The organism is Xanthomonas sp. D-36-1 (assembly GCF_017746155.1).
GTDB lineage: Bacteria > Pseudomonadota > Gammaproteobacteria > Xanthomonadales > Xanthomonadaceae > Xanthomonas > Xanthomonas cissicola.
In genome coordinates this window covers 1-1,157 of the sequence record NZ_JAGHWR010000102.1, presented here as the reverse complement: position 1 = coordinate 1,157, position 1,157 = coordinate 1, and the positions used below count along the sequence as shown (strand labels likewise).

General features: G+C 63.0%; 1 protein-coding gene. It reads left to right on the top strand.

What is annotated here, in order from left to right; translation table 11 throughout:
* Positions 1-55 precede the first annotated feature (55 nt).
* A protein-coding gene (locus J7367_RS20745) for an IS3-like element ISXac2 family transposase (protein ID WP_209028995.1) occupies positions 56-1,143 on the top strand; the annotation gives its coding sequence in 2 pieces (ribosomal slippage) (positions 56-308 and positions 308-1,143; 1,089 coding nt in all).
* Positions 1,144-1,157: the final 14 nt, after the last annotated feature.

Below are 1,157 nucleotides of genomic sequence, written 5' to 3'. Positions count from 1 at the left end.
CCATTAGCAGACGCCAGAAGTGGAATTTTCTCGTCCCCTTTCTCGAGGAGGTTCCATGAAGAAGTCCCGCTTTACCGACAGCCAGATCATCGCCGTGCTCAAGCAGGCCCAGGCCGGTGCGCCCGTGCCGGAGTTGTGTCGGGAACACGGCATCAGCTCGGCCACGTTCTACAAGTGGCGCAGCAAGTTCGGCGGCATGGACGTGTCCATGGTCGCGCGCATGAAGGAGCTGGAGGAGGAGAACCGCCGGCTCAAGAAGATGTACGCCGAGGCGCAGCTCAGTACCGACCTGCTGAAGGAAGCGCTCGCAAAAAAATGGTGAGGCCATCTCAGCGACGCGAGATGGCCCAATCGGCAGTCACGAGCGGGCGTACGAACATCCGCCACGCCTGCCAGGCCTTGGCGGTGAGCCAGACCTGCTTCCGCTACCAGGCCAAGGCCAGCGAGCAGAACGCCCGGATCGCCGACTGGCTGGTCCGCCTGACGACCGCCCATCGCGACTGGGGCTTTGGCCTGTGCTACCTGTACCTGCGCAACGTGAAGGGCTTTGGCTGGAATCACAAGCGGGTCTACCGGATTTACCGCGAGCTGGAGTTGAACCTGCGGATCAAGCCGAAGAAGCGGCTGGTGCGTGAGCGGCCGCAGCCTCTGGCGGTGCCGGAGGCTATCAACCAGGTCTGGTCGATGGACTTCATGCACGACCAGTTGGCCGACGGCCGCAGCTTCCGGCTGTTCAATGTGCTCGACGACTTCAATCGCGAGGGGCTGGGGATCGAGGTGGATCTGTCGCTGCCGTCAGCCCGTGTGATCCGATCGCTGGAGCAGATCATCGAGTGGCGCGGCAAGCCCGCCGTGATCCGCTGCGACAACGGCCCTGAATACATCAGTGGCGCGTTGCTGTCCTGGGCGCAGCGGCATGGTATCCGGGTCGAGCACATCCAGCCGGGCAAGCCACAGCAGAACGCCTACGTTGAACGCTACAACCGCACCATCCGCTACGCCTGGCTCGCCCAAACCCTGTTCGACACCATCGACCAGGTGCAGGACAAAGCCACCCGCTGGCTATGGACGTACAACCACGAGCGTCCGAATATGGCGCTCGGCGGCATCACGCCTGCCATGAAGTTGGCGATGGCCGCTTAGCTCCACTTCTGGCG